Origin of the sequence: Corynebacterium belfantii, assembly GCF_041898185.1 — a bacterium.
Lineage (GTDB): Bacteria > Actinomycetota > Actinomycetes > Mycobacteriales > Mycobacteriaceae > Corynebacterium > Corynebacterium belfantii.
Window position 1 is genome coordinate 2592369 of sequence record NZ_CP157823.1, and the last position, 15858, is coordinate 2608226.

The 15858-nt window shown below is 55.2% G+C and carries 11 protein-coding genes and 2 pseudogenes; 6 read left to right on the forward strand and 7 right to left on the reverse strand.

Annotation, left to right across the window (positions count from 1 at the left end; genetic code table 11):
• Window positions 1–102: 102 nt before the first annotated feature.
• The 3 genes from ABMV07_RS12820 to ABMV07_RS12830 are packed head-to-tail and all read right to left on the reverse strand — an operon-like array spanning window position 103 to window position 2716.
• Entirely contained in the window at window positions 103–822 is a 720-nt protein-coding gene (locus tag ABMV07_RS12820) for an ABC transporter ATP-binding protein (protein WP_374064690.1), read from the reverse strand.
• Window positions 816–1778, reverse strand: a complete 963-nt coding sequence (locus ABMV07_RS12825) for an iron ABC transporter permease (RefSeq protein ID WP_229255010.1) — start codon at window positions 1776–1778, stop codon at window positions 816–818. Before ABMV07_RS12825 ends, ABMV07_RS12820 begins: the two co-directional genes overlap by 7 nt.
• Window positions 1779–1801: 23 nt before the next feature.
• Window positions 1802–2716: an ABC transporter substrate-binding protein gene (locus ABMV07_RS12830; RefSeq protein WP_374064691.1), complete on the reverse strand. Its 915-nt coding sequence runs from the start codon at window positions 2714–2716 to the stop codon at window positions 1802–1804.
• Window positions 2717–2958: 242 nt separating this feature from the next.
• Here ABMV07_RS12830 and ABMV07_RS12835 point away from each other — a divergent pair, with 242 nt between their 5' ends.
• The 5 genes and pseudogenes from ABMV07_RS12835 (at window position 2959) to ABMV07_RS12855 (ending at window position 9848) form a co-directional block, all read left to right on the forward strand.
• Entirely contained in the window at window positions 2959–4773 is a 1815-nt protein-coding gene (locus tag ABMV07_RS12835) for an N-acetylmuramoyl-L-alanine amidase (RefSeq protein WP_371891460.1), read from the forward strand.
• A gap of 148 nt (window positions 4774–4921) precedes the next feature.
• Window positions 4922–6237, forward strand: a pseudogene (locus ABMV07_RS12840) (ISL3 family transposase).
• A gap of 110 nt (window positions 6238–6347) precedes the next feature.
• Window positions 6348–7802 (forward strand): FAD/NAD(P)-binding protein, encoded by a 1455-nt coding sequence (locus tag ABMV07_RS12845; protein WP_374064692.1) that lies wholly within the window; start codon window positions 6348–6350, stop codon window positions 7800–7802.
• Window positions 7795–9003, forward strand: coding sequence for an MFS transporter (locus tag ABMV07_RS12850; RefSeq protein ID WP_197689896.1), 1209 nt, complete (start codon window positions 7795–7797; stop codon window positions 9001–9003). The genes ABMV07_RS12845 and ABMV07_RS12850 overlap by 8 nt, the downstream gene beginning before the upstream one ends.
• 62 nt (window positions 9004–9065) lie before the next feature.
• Window positions 9066–9848 carry an FAD-binding protein gene (locus ABMV07_RS12855; protein ID WP_374064693.1) on the forward strand — a complete coding sequence of 261 codons (783 nt, stop codon included), beginning with the start codon at window positions 9066–9068 and terminating at the stop codon, window positions 9846–9848.
• Here ABMV07_RS12855 and ABMV07_RS12860 read toward each other — a convergent pair.
• Window positions 9845–11003 (reverse strand): IS3 family transposase gene (locus tag ABMV07_RS12860; protein ID WP_374064694.1). Its coding sequence is split into 2 segments (ribosomal slippage): window positions 9845–10729 and window positions 10731–11003, totalling 1158 coding nucleotides; the frame shifts between segments, so codons are not numbered across the junction. The genes ABMV07_RS12855 and ABMV07_RS12860 overlap by 4 nt on opposite strands.
• 67 nt (window positions 11004–11070) lie before the next feature.
• Here ABMV07_RS12860 and ABMV07_RS12865 point away from each other — a divergent pair.
• Window positions 11071–11325: pseudogene (locus tag ABMV07_RS12865) on the forward strand (IS256 family transposase); the annotation flags it as partial.
• 528 nt (window positions 11326–11853) lie between these two features.
• On the opposite strand, the gene glpK reads toward ABMV07_RS12865, so the two are convergent.
• Genes glpK through ABMV07_RS12880 form a run of 3 tightly spaced genes read right to left on the reverse strand, consistent with a single transcriptional unit; the run spans window position 11854 to window position 15857 of the window.
• Complete coding sequence (gene glpK, locus ABMV07_RS12870) at window positions 11854–13374, reverse strand: glycerol kinase GlpK (protein WP_374064695.1); 1521 nt, start codon at window positions 13372–13374, stop codon at window positions 11854–11856.
• 18 nt (window positions 13375–13392) lie between these two features.
• Window positions 13393–14133: an MIP/aquaporin family protein gene (locus ABMV07_RS12875; RefSeq protein ID WP_088267139.1), complete on the reverse strand. Its 741-nt coding sequence runs from the start codon at window positions 14131–14133 to the stop codon at window positions 13393–13395.
• Entirely contained in the window at window positions 14133–15857 is a 1725-nt protein-coding gene (locus tag ABMV07_RS12880) for a glycerol-3-phosphate dehydrogenase/oxidase (RefSeq protein WP_196977426.1), read from the reverse strand. The genes ABMV07_RS12875 and ABMV07_RS12880 overlap by 1 nt, the downstream gene beginning before the upstream one ends.
• Between the last annotated feature and the right edge of the window lies 1 nt (window position 15858).

Below are 15858 nucleotides of genomic sequence, written 5' to 3' on the forward strand. Positions count from 1 at the left end.
CCGGAAAGCTCAACCTTATGGGGGTTAGGCACCGCAAATCCCCTCAAGCAATGCTGTTAAAGCAACCCTACAGTACTGTTCAGGAATACTGAACAGTACTGGTCATCGCCGTGGCACGATGATAGGCCCGCATGCTGTAACCTTCGCGTTGTAGATTTTTTCTACTCGTTCGACGGTGAGTACGTCCCTGCCTACTGCGATAATACGGCCGGCGTCCATGAGTGCGACGCGTTGTGAGTAAAGGCCGGCGAGTGCGAGGTCGTGCATGGTGGCCAGCACGGTGAGGTTTCGGGTGGTGCGCATAGTGTCGATGAGTTCGAGCACGTCTTGGGCGTGTCCGATGTCGAGCGCTGAGGTGGGTTCGTCGAGAAGCAAAACGTCGGGTTGTTGCACGAGGGCTCGCGCGAGGACCACGCGTTGTGCCTGCCCGCCAGATAGCCGTGCGACCTCGCGTTTAGGGCTGAGGTCGAGGGTGTCTGTTACTTCTTGGAGCAGCGTCCGGTTGACGCTACCTGCGGCATAAAAGCCCAGTTCGACGTAGTTTTTTACGGTCATTCCCGCTGGGATCACAGGCCGTTGGGGCATGAGGGCTACGTGTTGTGCCCAGCGTCGCGGCGACGTAGTACGCGCTTGTAGCTTTGCGACGCTCACCTCGCCCGCAGTTGGAGAGATCACACGAGCCGCAATGTTGAGCAACGTGGATTTACCACAACCATTAGAGCCTACCACGTTGAGCCATTCGCCGGGGGCGAGGCGGAGGGAGACGTCGTGAAGCACGGGGGTGCGCGCGTAGGAGTGCGAGACATGGCTGATGGTTAGCACAACGCCTCCCTACGGTAGCGGCGCAATAATATAAGGAAAAACGGGGCGCCGATCACGGCGGTGACCACGCCAACGGGAAGTTCCGAGGGGGCCAGCACGGTGCGGGCGACGGTATCGGCAAACAGCATAAAGATGGCACCCCACGCAATCGTCAAGGGCATCAGCAGGCGGTGCGCCGGCCCCACCACCAGCCGCAGCGCATGCGGCACCACAATGCCAACGAAGCCAATCAGACCCGAGATCGCCACCACACAAGCGGTTCCCAACGTGGCGATAGCGATGAGCACGCCCCGGATAAGACGCGGATTAGCGCCAAGAGCTGCAGCTTCCGCATCACCTAGGGTGATCACGTCGAGTTGGCGGTGGGCACAGGCCAGCACGAGTAAACACACCGCAACAGGCAGAGCCACTGTTGCCACGGTGCTCCACTTGGATACGTTGAGACTGCCCAGCATCCACGAGAAAATGCGCTGCACGTGGTCGATGTTGCTTTGCTGGATGTAGGTCTGCGCAGCAGAAGCAAAGGCCGCCACGGCAACACCGGCTAGGATCACGGTGGTGGCGTCGCCACGCGGGCCAGCAACCACGTATGTTGCCAGCACCGCCAGCACCCCACCCACAAACGCCGCGGGAATGATCCCCACCAGCCCAGCACCGAACACAATCACGCAGGTCACGCCCAGCCCGGCGCCCGCGGACACGCCAAGGAGATACGGATCGGCCAGCGGGTTTCTAAACACTGCCTGATACGTCGCGCCTGACGACGCCAACATCGCCCCGACCACCACTGCCGTTGCAATGCGCGGGAGACGCACATTGAGCAACACTGCATGCTGCTGGGTGTTCAACACCGAACTACCCGTGAGCTCCTGGATAATATCGGCTGGTCGAATATCAAGTGCACCCACCGCGATAGCCACTATCAAAGCTGCCAAGAGGGCCACAGCGGTTACCACTGCAGCCCAAAGCGTACGACTTTCTACACGTGCGATGGCAGCGTCACATCTTTCAACGCCTCAGCAATCATGTGCACAAGCTGCGGCAATCGTGGCCCCCAGCGAGAAGCCAAGTCCTTATCCAATACGGTGACCCGCTTGTTAGCCACTGCGTCAATAGTCTCCCAGCCTGGGCGTTTCGCCACAAATTCCACTGGGTCTTGGCCTTCATCCAGCTTGTTCGCCAAGAAAATCACGCGCGGATTAGAAGCAATCACAGCCTCGTTGGTCAACTGCGGGAACTTCTTAGCAGAAGCAGTTGGGGCCACCGAGTGCATTCCAAATAGTGAGTAGATCTGCCCCAAGAAGGAGGAGTCGGCCACAGAGTAAAGATCGTCGCTGACCTCATGGTAGTACGGCAGGTGAGCGTCGATAATCTTGCTATCGACGAGCGCAACCGCCTGATCAATCTCGCGGCGCAGCGTGTCAACCTGCTCTTTTGCCTCACCTGCGTGACCGGTAGCTTCTCCCAGCTTGGTGAACTGCGAATAAACCTCATCCAAGGACCCCGCAGCAGGCAACACCAACAGCTCAATGTTGGCGGCCTTGATCGCATCCGCGAACTTGGGGTCATCTTGGGAAGTAACAACGAGGTCAGGGGTATATCCAACCACGGCCTCAGCGTTGGGCTTGAAACCAGAAAGCTCTGGATCCCTAGGGGTTTCTTCAGGGTAGTTGGAGTACTTATCGGTCACTGCGACTTGGTCACCGGCGCCGATAGCGTAGAGCATCTCTGTGACCGTGGGCGACAGGCTCACGATGCGCTCTGGATGGTTGGCCGGAGCCTCGGAAGTTGGGGCTGATTCCGATTCGGGTGCCTGTGATTGGCAGCCCACGAGGGCCATCGCGGAGACTGCGACGAGGGCAGCTGCGCGTGTCATGCGGCGAAGCATTGTCATGCCGTTTCCTTCTGTAAGACGATGCTGGAAAGCTCTGTGAATATTAGTGCAGTCAGTCTCTTTTACTTGCAGAATGTATCTCATTACACATTTTTCACGCGTTCACATGCTGCACTCATATGCGTTTCCCTTAATCACACACGTCCCAGGGGTTTCTTCTTGCCACTAGGTGCACTAGAGTTAACAAAGATTGTCTTTCTCCTCAGAAGACACACGCGCACATCACATCGAGGGAGAACACAGTGCAGCAACGACGAAGGCTGATAAGCCGCACGCCGAAACCAGTCACAGCAGCCATCATGTCCATCACCCTGGTCGGCGCAGCAGCCGTAGGCGTAAGTACCAACACCGTGCTATTTACCCAAGGCGACGCCATCGCCCCCATCAACCCAGAGCTGACCACCTCCAGCCTTGCCGAAGGCAACAACGTGCTGGTGACCGACCCAGCAATCGTCACCCAAGGCGAAGGCGAAGGCCCCAAAACCGTCAAAGAATTCGACCGCGAACAACCCTTCTCACAGTTCGCACTCACCTGGAACGGCGAACGCGACATCGCAGCCTTCGTCCGCGGCCAACGCCCCGACGGTACTTGGACCGAATGGTTCGACACCGAACCCCTCGACTACGGATCAGACAACCCCAACCACAAAAAGGGCACCGACCTGATCTACATCGAACCCACCACGACAGTGCAGGTATCGATCAGCGGCGTTGACCTCCTTGGCCCCGACGCAGCCAACTTGGACGCAGTCTTTATCGACGGCGGAACCTCCGATCTCCCCGAAAACGGCATCAACCTCACCGCCGACTCCGACGGCATGCCCCGCGTCATCTCCCGCGCAGGCTGGGGTGCCGACGAATCCCTCCGTTGCTCCGGACCAGAATACGAAGACTCCACCGCAGCCATCGTCATCCACCACACCGCCGGCTCCAACAACTACAGCCAAAAAGAATCCCCCGGCATCATGCGCGGCATCTACAAGTACCACGCACAAACCCTCGGCTGGTGCGACATCGGATACCACGCCCTCGCCGACAAATACGGCAACCTCTTCGAAGGCCGCTACGGCGGACTAAACAAGAGCATCGTCGGCGCACACGCAGGTGGCTTCAACTCCAACACCTGGGCTATCTCCATGATGGGCAACTACGACGTAGTCCAGCCCCCACAAGTCATGATCAAATCCGTCGGCGAACTCGCCGGCTGGCGCGCCAAAGTCGCAGGTATCGACCCCAAGGGCTACGACACCCACTACTCCGAAGGCTCCAGCTACACCTTCTACCCCTACGGCCAAGCAGTACGCCTGCCCAACATCTTCGCCCACCGCGACGTAGGAAACACCTCCTGCCCAGGCCAATACGGATACGCCCAAATGGACAACATCCGCAACATCGCCAAACAGAAATACGACTCGATCCGCTCCGGCTCCGGCGCGACAGCACCCGCTGCACCACCTGTAGCATCAAACCCAGCACCAGCCGCTACCGCAGCACCTTCTGCATCAGCCGCAACCGCTGGCACTAACCCCATCGCACTACTCAACCAAGGCTCCACCCCTGCAAACACAGGCTCCTTGGTCGGACTTGCCATCGCAGCAGCCACCACACTCGGTCTGATCGGCAACCTCAACAACATTGGCGACGTCCCCGTCATCGGCGGGCTGAAACTCTCCCAGCTGCAGCCCATCATCGGCAAAATCGTTAACCTCCTTGGCAATAACGACGTCTCCCGCGTATGGCGTGGCGTAAACTCCTTCGCCGGCGCAGCCCTCGGCAACGCCCGCTCCCCCATCGCCCACTACGCCTCTGCCACCGGCACCCCCATCGACTACGCCCTCTTTGACAACGGCATCGTGATCAGCAACCCAGAAACCGGCACCAACGCCCTCTGGGGAACCATCGGCGACCTATGGGCACAACAAGGCTTCGAAGCCGGCCCCCTAGGACTACCCACCAGCTCCGTCTTTGAAGTTGACGGCCTCCAACGCGTGAACTTCCAACACGGCTACATCACCTTCAACCCAACAACAAGCGCCATCGACATCCAGGTGCAGTAACAAGCAAAAGGGCTCTTCCGGTTTTGGGGTGCGTAGCGGGATAAGATAGAAAACGACGGGTCCAGCGGGTCACCACAACATGTAGGGGTCCCTAGTGTGAAAATGAAAGTTGCTACACGACCATCTAAACCCACCAGAGACCCGCACTGTGAAGCCTACTGGAAACCTCGTTGCTGACACCATCTGCCGTACCGCGGAAATCGGACTTGCTATCACCTGTGCCGCTGATGCCGGAGCACTGACCATCATTGAGGCCACGCCCGTAGCCGTTATCGGCGTGTGCCCAGACTGCGGCCAGTCTGGCAAGTTACGCGACCACATCACCCGTCGACTCGTTGGTCTTCCTGTCGTCGGATTCCCCACCAGGCTGCACATAAAAGTCCCCAGGTTTCGGTACACAGCCGCCTCATGTAAGAGAAAGATCTTCCAAGAATCTTTAACCTGCGCTGATGACGGTGCCAAGCTCACGTATCGGGTCACCCGCTGGATCTTGCAGCGCCTTGCTATTGACCGGATGAGTGTGTCAGCTACCACCAAAACACTCGGTGTGGGCTGGGACCTGGTCAACCAGGTCGCACTAGATGCCTGCCGTCAGCTTGTCTACGGCGACCCTTGTCACCTAGACGGGGTTCGCATTCTTGGGAGTCGATGAACATGTATGGAAACACACCAGAAAACCAGGCCAGGCATCACACCTGGTGACCATACTTGTTGACCTCACCCCGCTGGTGGACGGGCATGGGCCTGCACGTTTGTTAGACATACGACCGGGCAGATCCGCCGATGTGCTCAGCGGGTGGCTTAAAGAGCGCGACCCCAGCTTCCAGGAGCAGATACAGGTGGTGACCATGGATGGGTTTACCGGTTATACCACCGCAGTCGAGGAACAACTACCACAAGCAAACAAAGTCATAGACCCCTTTCCATGTAGTGCATCTAGCAGCCGACAAACTCACCAGTTGCCGACAAAGACTCCAACGCGAGACCACCGGGTGTCGCGGACGCAAAGATGACCCACTGTACAAGCACCGGCGCACCCTGTTGACCAGGACGAACTATCTCACCCAGCGACAAAAGCAACGCTTAGAAATGTTGTGGGCCACCGATGACGACTACGTGGCCCTAGAAGTAACATGGCTGCTCTACCAAGACATGATCGCAGCGTACGCGCATCCGAAGAAAACGGAAGGCAAAAAGCTCATGGAACGCATCATCCACACCCTGCATAAAGGATTACCGAAAAGTTTAGAAAAGCTCGCCCAACTGGGACGCACCCTGTGGCGAAGACGCAAAGATGTGCTTGCCTACTTCGATATCGGTGCATCCAACGGCCCTGTCGAGGCAATCAACGGCAGACTCGAACACCTACGCGGCATCGCCCTAGGATTTAAAAACCTCAACCACTACATCTTGCGGTGCCTAATCCACTCCGGACAACTACAAGACAAAATCAACGCACTCTAAAACCGGAAAGGCCACTTAACCCCGATCTACTCAGTATGTTAACTTGACTTCTCGATAGCACCTTTGCCGACTAGACGAACGAAATTATCACGACCCGAATTAGGAGAAACATGACACACATAGCAATCATTGGGGGAGGGGCATCAGCCGTTAGCGTCCTGGCGCATCTTAATCTAGAGAGAGGCGACGCTGTTACGGTGCTGTCGCGTCACAGTCCAGGACCAGGAAGGGCCTACGGGGAAAGGAACAAGAACGCACTCCTCAATCGCCCAACCTATAAAATGTCCATTTCTAATTATAACAAGAACTCGTTTGTGTCATGGCTAGATTCTCGTTATCCTAACGAGAATAGAGAATATGTCCCTCGATTTTTTTATGGTGAGTACCTTAAAGACTATATACAAACAATTGAGTCTAGCTCGACCTTCCGATTTCATAAAATAGAGTGCGACGTAAAACGTGTTACAAAGAACGACAACGGGTACGTTGTTGAATTTCAAAATGCGAGTGGCAAGCAAATAAGTATCGATGTTGACCAAGTAGTATTGGCGCTCGGCTCCATAGTCTCGGGAAATCCATATAATCTGATGAATGGCGGGGGATATTTCTCAGATGTATACCCCATATCAAATTGGGTAGACATGAGTGCCATCTCAAAAGATGTAGCAGTACTCGGTTGTGGCCTCAGTGCATTTGATGCCGTGCTAGCAGCAGCAAATGCATCGCAAAAAACATACATAACTCTTTATTCGAGACGAGGAATCGCTCCGGATGTGAGAAGTCCCGTTTTTAACATCGAACCAGACCCGACGCTGCTGACATACATCGATAGCTGTGCTGATTCAGGAATTGGGGACAAAGAATTTTACCAGCTAATGGAGAGTCTCTGCGTCAAACACAAAATCACATTACCCCGCCTTACGCGAGCGATTAATCTTCTCCGACAGGCCCCTGAGCGACGATTTTCCGATATGTACGATGCCCCGAGGTCGGTTGACTCCACAGTTCAAGGTTGCATACTAGATCTTGCTCAAAACTATATCACTCCAGCATGGGCTTTTATGGATGATGACTGCAGAGAAAATTTCTTGAATACTTATCACACCGTTTTTCAATCTTTTGCTAACCCCATCCCCCCTGAAACGGGTCGCGCCATAGGAAGACTATGCCGTACAGGGCGACTTCGTTTTCGGTCAGGTATTCAGGCAGTTTTTAAAGATGGTGGTCTTTGGAATCTGGAATGTGCAGGAACAACCGACAAAGCAAATATTGTCGTTAATACGACTAAAACTACTGCTGGAGCTTTAGCTCCAGAGGCGGACTGCTTAATCCGCAACATGATTGAGTGTGGGGTGGCGGCCGATAGCCCTTTCGGAGGAATCTTAATTAACCCACTAACTAATCGTGTTATTGCTCCGAATGGTTACGAAAACGAAGGTCTTTTTGCTATTGGCGAATGTACAGTGGGAAGTCTTTACTACATCAGCGCTATGACAAAGATACGGAATCGTGCGCAGAGTATCGCGAGAGATCTTGTGGCAGGTAAGGGGGCTTGCCGTGGCTAAAGAAGCTAATGGTTTCGCTAACAAGTTTTCCACCGGGGCTATGGTTACCCTCTTGCTTGTGGTTATGGCTCCGCAATTGGGATTAAGCGTGATCACACCATCTTTTTCCCAAATGGCCGCAGACTTAAACGTCAATGTTGCACAACTTCAATGGACAACGACGATATACATGGCCGGATATGCACTGAGCATGTTTGCGGGCGGATTTTTGGCCGAAAAGTACGATGCAGTCAAGCTTCAAGCCATTGGATTGATCCTATTCGGTGCCGGTTCACTGCTCTGTGCGTTGTCCTCATCTATCTTTTTGTTGTCTCTAGGGCGTTTTCTTCAGGCTCTTGGAGGAACATCAGCGACCGTTCTTTGCCGTCTCATCATTCGCAGACGTATTGACCCAGCATTCAGAATCGCACCTCTAGCTAATCTGACTATGGTCATTTCGCTCACACCCGCCCTAGCTCCGCTTCTAGGTGGCGTGGCCTCCCTCTTCTTTCCTTGGCGAGCCATTTTTGTGATGCTAGCTGTTCTAGGTATTACTTTTTCTCTTCTGTGTCTCGGCTTGTTAGGTTCGGCAAAAGCCGACACCCCTGCTTTACCTTCCTTGACTTCCACGTTGTCTTCCATCGGAGAATCGCTCTCTAACCGTTTCTATTTGTGGTATTCGGCAGCACTCGCCCTGGTATGGATGAGTTATTTTGGCTTTTTGGCTCTATCTCCGGGTTTCTTCGAAACTAATTATGCAATCACTGGAATTTCTTACGGGTTATTGATGCTATGTCCTGCAGTGGGGTATTGGTTCGGAAGTTTTCTGATAAAGCACACTGCCAACCCGACCAAATTGGCGCATACATCAATCATGATTTCTGGGCTGGTCGCATTGGCCGTTGTTGTGATAGGCGTGGTTGCTCCGCTCCTTCCTGCATGGGCTGTGATTGCAGTCTTGTGCATCCAATTCATTGGGGTGGGGGCGACTATCCCGTACAGCCAAAACGGGCAACTTTCTTTATCGCTTGCCTTACCGGGAGTGTCTACGGGACTCTTTTTCTTCATCCAGATGATGTCCGGTGCCGTGTATGCGGCGGTGGCCAATCCTTTCGTGGCCACGTCCTTCGGCGCGGTGCTGTTTTTTGTGGCTGCCCCTCAGCTAGTTCTCGGCCTACTTCTTTCATTAATTCTATTTCTCGGAAGGTTTAGAAAAAACTAGGTCTCCTACGATAAACAGGAGCACTGTCCGCCATCTTGCATAGGGGCTTACTATGGGTAACAATGATTCATGTTTTTCTCCACTTTCCAATACTGATGTACTGGTTAATTGGTGCTGGTGGAGCAGGGCTTTCAGCTGCGCTTGAAGCAGCTTCCCTAGGGACGAGAGTCGAAATATTCACTCGCAATATGTACACGTCTGCAAATAACCGCTGGTCCTCTGGCGGCGGGTGCACATGGAAAACACACGCATTCAATGCAGCCGTCAGAGGAGACGACAATATAGAAGCGCATATATCGGATACGCTAAGCGGGGGTTATGATATTGGCGATCCTGCATTGGTCAGATTATTATGCGCTGGGTCGGTAGAGCTAGTCGACTGGCTCCAGGGTTTGGGGATTAATCTTAGCAATAAGGAAGGATTGCTTGACGTTCGCCCTTTTGGGGGAAATGGCACTGCACGTGGGCTCTTTAAAGAAGACCGATTAGGTTGGTACATTCAACAGGCCTTAACCCGTGAGGTCTCACTGTCTGGATCGATTAATGTGCATACAGAGTACCGCCTTTTGGATTTCCTCCTGGACGCCGGGGAGGTCGTAGGGGCCTTATTCGCAGATGAGGGGTCCGGTGAAAAGATTAAAGTTTTTGCCCGTTCCGTAGTTGTCGCCGATGGGGCTGGAGCATCGATGTACGAGCCTTCGGCAGTGTCTTCCGATAAATCATGTGACGGGATTGCTGCAGCCCTTAAAGCAGGTGCCTCCGTATCCGATATGGAGTTTGTTCAATTCCATCCAACTGGTGGGTCTGCTGAGGGTTTGGTTGACAGTTTTCCTTCTGATTTTTAGGCCGCAAGGGATGCGACTGGTTCCATGATTGTTTCGTATTCGATTGGTGTCAATTTACCCAGTGCTCGTTGCCGTCTTTTCCTGTGATATGTCCGTTCAATCCAGTGAGTGATCGCGGCAGATAGTTCACGGCGCCTGTTCCAAAAGCCACGATCAAGAACGTTCTTTTGTACAAGAGCGAAGAAAGATTCCATCGCAGCGTTATCCCCACACGCTCCAACTCTGCCCATAGATCCCTTCGCGCCGTAAGATTTCAGCGCGGCACGGAATTTTCTAGAACGAAATTGCGAGCCACGATCAGAGTGAATGATTACGCCATGGGGATTGCCTCGTTTCCTCATCGCATCATCGAGCGCCGCCACCACGAGGCGTGATTTCATCCGCCCACCGGTCGCATAGCCCACGATTCTTCGCGAGCACAGGTCTTTGATCGCACACAGATACAGCTTGCCCTCTTTGGTCCAATGCTCCGTAATATCTGTAACCCACGCAACGTTGAGCGCATCAGCGTGGAAGTGACGCTGTAACAGGTCATCATGTACTGGAGCACCCGACTTCTTCCCACGCGACTTACGCCTAGCGATCACCGAGAACACCTGAGCATGAGAACACAAACGCCATACTCGACGCTCAGAAATCTCTATCCCTTGATCATGGAGCTCGTCTGCTATCAGGCGGTAACCAAATTCAGGATCGTCACTGTGAATCTGGCGAATCTTGTCTATAAGTTCTACTTCTTGGGCTTGCCTGTCCGAAACTGGCTTAGCAGCCCATTTATAAAACGCTTGGCGGGAAAACCCCAGTACCCGAGCCGCTACCGTCACGGTCGCCTTACCTGCCTTGATCAGCTTTTCCACGGTCGGGAAGACCCTTTTGGGCGATCACCTCTTGAGACAGGTACGCCGCCGCTGCACGTAGCACTTCGTTTTCCATCTCCAACTCGCGAATCCGTTTCAAAGCCTGGCGCATCTCTTTAGCCACTACCGGATCAGCACACGGTTGCATCCCCTGAGCCTGCAACCTCGCATCAGTAATCCATTTTTGCAACGAGGAACGCGAGATCCCCAAATCAGCACACACCTGACGGCGAGCAACCCCAGACTCCACCAACGCCACGGCATCAGCTTTGAACTGCTCTGAATACAACTTCGACATAATCAACATCCTTCCCTGCCCCGCCCCAGCGAAACAAGCTAGACGTCAACCAAACCCTCAGCAGACCCAATCGTTTAACAACCAGCTGCGTAAAGCCACGCGTAACCGGGTCCAATTTACTAATGATGATTCCGCGTTAAAGACGTTGTGGTTGATGATCTGCACTATTGAAGACAAACGAGCTATCAAGCGGGCGAAACAAGGCAAACGGGCCTCAGCTACAGCAAGCAGGCTCGTTAAAGGAGCACGAGTATCCGGCTGGAAACAAGCCATCAACCAAATGGCCGTGGCCTTTCCCGACCGCTTCGATAAGTACCTATAATCCAACCCCACACACAAACAACTTGACACGCTCCATCAAAACTTATTTTTAGCTTGCGGAAAATCTTGATAATCAACTCTCTGAAACGTTTAGCTCGTTAGCCAGTTCGCGGTTTTGTAACGCCACAAAGTTTTGCAGTTTTCAGTGCCTTTTGGTTGCAATTCGATTCTCGGAGAGAACATCACGAGCAGTGAAATACTCATGCATCGCTACAAGTGCAGCATCCTTCAAATAATCTTTTCTTATACCAAATGAGAACCGATCACCAAAGTGTGCTATCACAACCAATAAGCACCGTATTACCCCATATGCCTATGTTTTACCTCTGGCCACCGGATTGACGTTGTATCGCTTAGCGTGCAAAACCACCAATTGAAATCTTAGAATCGAAGCCCTCTGCTGCTACCAGAACCACGCTCGTTCCAGTTAACACTCTGGATGCACAGCACAATCATCAGACCAACCCATAAAACAAACCCGACGAGCTGGATAGTTCGTCGGGTTTGCTGTTATCTCAGGTGGAGGCAGTTAGTCTTCCCAGTCGTAGGTGCGTTCGACTGCTTTGTTCCATTCGGCAAGGAGTTCGTCGATCTTGTCGGCGTCCATCTTGGCGTGCCAAGTTTTGTCCACTTCGTTCATGCTGCGGAGTACGTCAAGGCTGTCCCAGTAGCCCACGCCGAGGCCGGCTGCGTAGGCTACGCCGGTGGCTGTGGTTTCGATGTTCTTGGGGCGGGTGACGTCGGATCGTAGGACGTCGGCTTGGAATTGCATGAGCAGTTCGTTCATGACCATGCCGCCGTCGACACGCATTTCGGTGAGTTCTACTCCGGAATCCGCGACCATGGCATCGATCACTTCGCGTACTTGGTAGGCGGTGGCTTCGAGCACTGCGCGGGCGAGGTGTTTGCGGTTGGCAAAGCGGGTCAGGCCTACGATGACCCCGCGGGCGTCGGGTCGCCAGCGTGGTGCGAATAGTCCGGAGAATGCGGGGACGATGTACACGCCACCGTTGTCGGGTACTTCGCGTGCGAGGTTTTCGATGGCGGGCGAGTTCGGGATGATTTGAAGGTTGTCGCGTAGCCATTGGACGAGCGAGCCCCCCATGGCAACGGATCCTTCGAGGGCATAGACCGGTTTTTCGCCTTCGAGCTGGAAACACACGGTGGTGAGCAAACCGTTTTCGGAATGCTTCGGGGTTTTGCCTGTGTTCTCCAGAAGGAACAGCCCCGTGCCGTATGTGCATTTGGCATCACCTGGGCGGAAGCATGCCTGTCCGAACATTGCGGCTTGCTGGTCACCGAGGATGGCGCGGATCGGAACACCAGCTAGTGATCCACGAGCACGTACTTGGCCGAAGTTACCAACTGAAGGACGAATCTCTGGCAACACTTGCATTGGGATATCCAACGCGGCGCATAGTTCCTCATCCCATTGCAGGGATTCCAGATCCATGAGCAGGGTGCGGGAGGCATTGGTTACGTCGGTGGCGTGAACGGCGGGCTGGCCGTTGTCACCCTCGGCACCGCCGGTCAGGTTCCACAGCAACCACGTATCAATGGTTCCGAAGAGCAAATCGCCGTTCTCTGCTAGTTCGCGGGCACCCTCGAGGTTGTCCAATATCCACTTGAGTCGCGGGCCTGCGGGGTATGAGTTGATGAGCAGACCGGTACGTTTCTGCCACCGGGTAGGGTCGCCTTGTGCTAACTCCGAGCAGATGGAGTTAGTGCGGGTGTCCTGCCACACAATGGCGTTATATATGGGCTCACCAGTAGTTTTGTTCCAGACCACCGTGGTTTCACGCTGGTTGGTTATGCCTACGGCCACGATGTCTTCACGGGAGACGTCGCTTTCGGCGAGTGCTGTCCCAACGGCCTGGCGCGTGTTGGCCCAGATTTCCATTGGGTTGTGCTCTACCCAGCCTTTTTGGGGGAAGATTTGTTCGTGTTCGTACTGGCCAACGCCTACTTGTTGGCCGTTGTGGTCGAAAATGATGCAGCGTGTCGACGTCGTTCCTTGGTCAATCGCAGCAACATACTGTGGTTGATTCATTGGTGTGGTTCCCTTTCACTACAGCACTACAGTGGCCAGCACTCCGCAGAAGACTGCGGCGAGCATGGGGCCGACGATCGGAACCCAGGCATAGCCCCAGTTCGCGGATCCTTTGTCTTTAATGGGCAGCACGAAGGCGTACATCAGGCGGGGGCCGAGGTCACGCACAGGGTTGATGGCGTAGCCGGTCGGTGTGCCTAGTGACAAGCCTATGGCAACGATCACAAAGGCGACTGCGAAATAGGTCATGGGGCCTAGGTCGCCGCCGGTGGGGCCGAAGAAAATGAACAGCAGTAGTACGCAGGTACCGATGAATTCGGTGACCATGTTCCACCCGTTCTGATTGTGGGCGGGGCCGGTGAAGAAGATGCCGCCGGTGGTGCGGTTAGCTCCCGTAACGTTTCCGTTTTCGTCGGTGTTGTTGGCGTCGAAAAGCTGCTTGAATGTCAGCCAGCACAGGATTGCACCAAACATGGCTCCGAGGAACTGCCCGAGAACATAGCCGCCTACCAGGTTCCATGGTGTGCTGCCTTTGATCGCCAGCGCGATGGTGACCGCTGGGTTGAGGTGGCCGCCGCTGGGGCTTGCCACTGAGGCACCGACGAATACCGCCATGCCCCAGCCGAAAGCGATAAGCACCCAGCCAGTGCCTTTGCCTGCGGAGGTGCGCAGGCTGTTGACGGCGCAAACGCCGTTACCGAGGAGAAGTAGGAGGGCTGTGCCCAAAAACTCCCAGCCGAATGTTTGTAGGGCGGTCATCAGTTATCACCTGACACATCCACATAGCTGCGCACCGCGGAGCCTGCCACGATGTGCTCGTTGGCGGCTTTGTCGGTGAGCTCCTTCTCGGCGGCGATTTCGGCGGACACGCGGTCGGTGAACGCGGTGACCTCGGCGGCGGTGCGCTCGGCGTCCCAGCCAAGGTAGTCGGCAACGAGCTCGGCGATGGCGGGAGCTGCGGCAACGCCACGGTCGGCGTATTCGATTCCGGCACGTAGGCGACGTTCCACGATGTCCTCGACGTGCAGGGCACCCTCGTGGGTAACGGCATAGACGGCCTCTGCTTTGATGTAGCCCGGCGCGCCTGGGATGGGTTCGAGCAGCTCAGGTTTATCGACGCTCGGTTCTAGGACCTCATGGACGAGGGAGCCGTAGCGGCCGAGCAGGTGCTCGACGACGTCCTCTGTGGTGCCGAAGGCGCGGGAGATACGTGGTGCTTGGTTTTGTAGGGCGTGGTAGCCGTCGGCACCGAGGATCGGGGTGCGTTCCGATTCGGAGGCTGGTACGCGGAAGTCCAAGTCTTCGGCGGCGAGGTCGACTGCATCCTTGCCGATCACACGGTAGGTGGTGTACTTACCGCCGGCGACGGAGACGAGTCCTGGCATGACCTTTGCTACGGCGTGGTTGCGCGACAGCTTGGTGGTGGTGTCGGATTTGCCGGAGAGCAGTGGGCGGAGTCCGGAGTACACGCCGACGATGTCGGAGTGTTGGATGGGCCGGCGGACTCGCTGGTTTACCTCGTCGAGGATGTAGTTGATGTCGGCGGCAGTTGGTGCGGGGTCTGCGCGGTTGAGGTCCCAGTCGGTGTCGGTGGTGCCGATGATCCAGTATTCACCCCATGGGATCACGAAAAGCACGGACTTTTCGGTGACAAAGCACATGGCTGCGTCGGCATCGAAGACGTTCTTTGGTACCACGATGTGTACACCCTTGGAGGCGTGGACCGAGAAGGGGCCGTTGCCGCCGGCGAGCTTTTCAATGTGGTCGTTCCATACGCCGGTGGCGTTGATGAATACTTTGCCGCGGATGGTGGTTTTTTCGCCGGTGTCGGTGTCTTGGAGGATGGCGCCGACCACGCGTTGGCCGTCTTTTTCAAAGCCGACTACTTGGGTGGAGGGGCGAACATCTGCGCCGAGTTCGCCGGCGGTGCGTAGGACTGTCATGGTGTGGCGGGCGTCGTCGACAAGCGTGTCAAAGTAGCGGACAGATCCGACCACAGCGTCGTCTTTTAGTCCTGGGGCCATGGCGAGTGTTCCCTTGCGGGAGTAGTGCTTTTGCATGGGGACTGATTTTGCGCCGCCCATGAGGTCGTAAAGAGTAAAGCCGCCGAACATCATCACCCGTTCCCACACGTGGTGTGTGAGGGGGAAGAGGAATTTCAGCGGCTTGACCAGGTGCGGCGCGAGCGTCGACATGTTGAGTTCGCGCTCGTGGAGGGATTCGGCCACCAGCTTGAAGTCCAGCATGGCGAGATATCGCAGGCCACCGTGGAACATTTTTGATGATCGTGAGGAGGTGCCGGCTGCGAAGTCTCGGGACTCTACGACGGCCACTTTAAGGCCGCGGATGGCTGCGTCGAGGCCTGCGCCTGCGCCGACGGAGCCGCCACCGATGACGACAACGTCGTATTCTTCTTCACCGAAGCGCTGCCAGACGTCCTGGTAGTAATCGGGGTTGAATGTGCAATGGGATTTCGTGGTCATA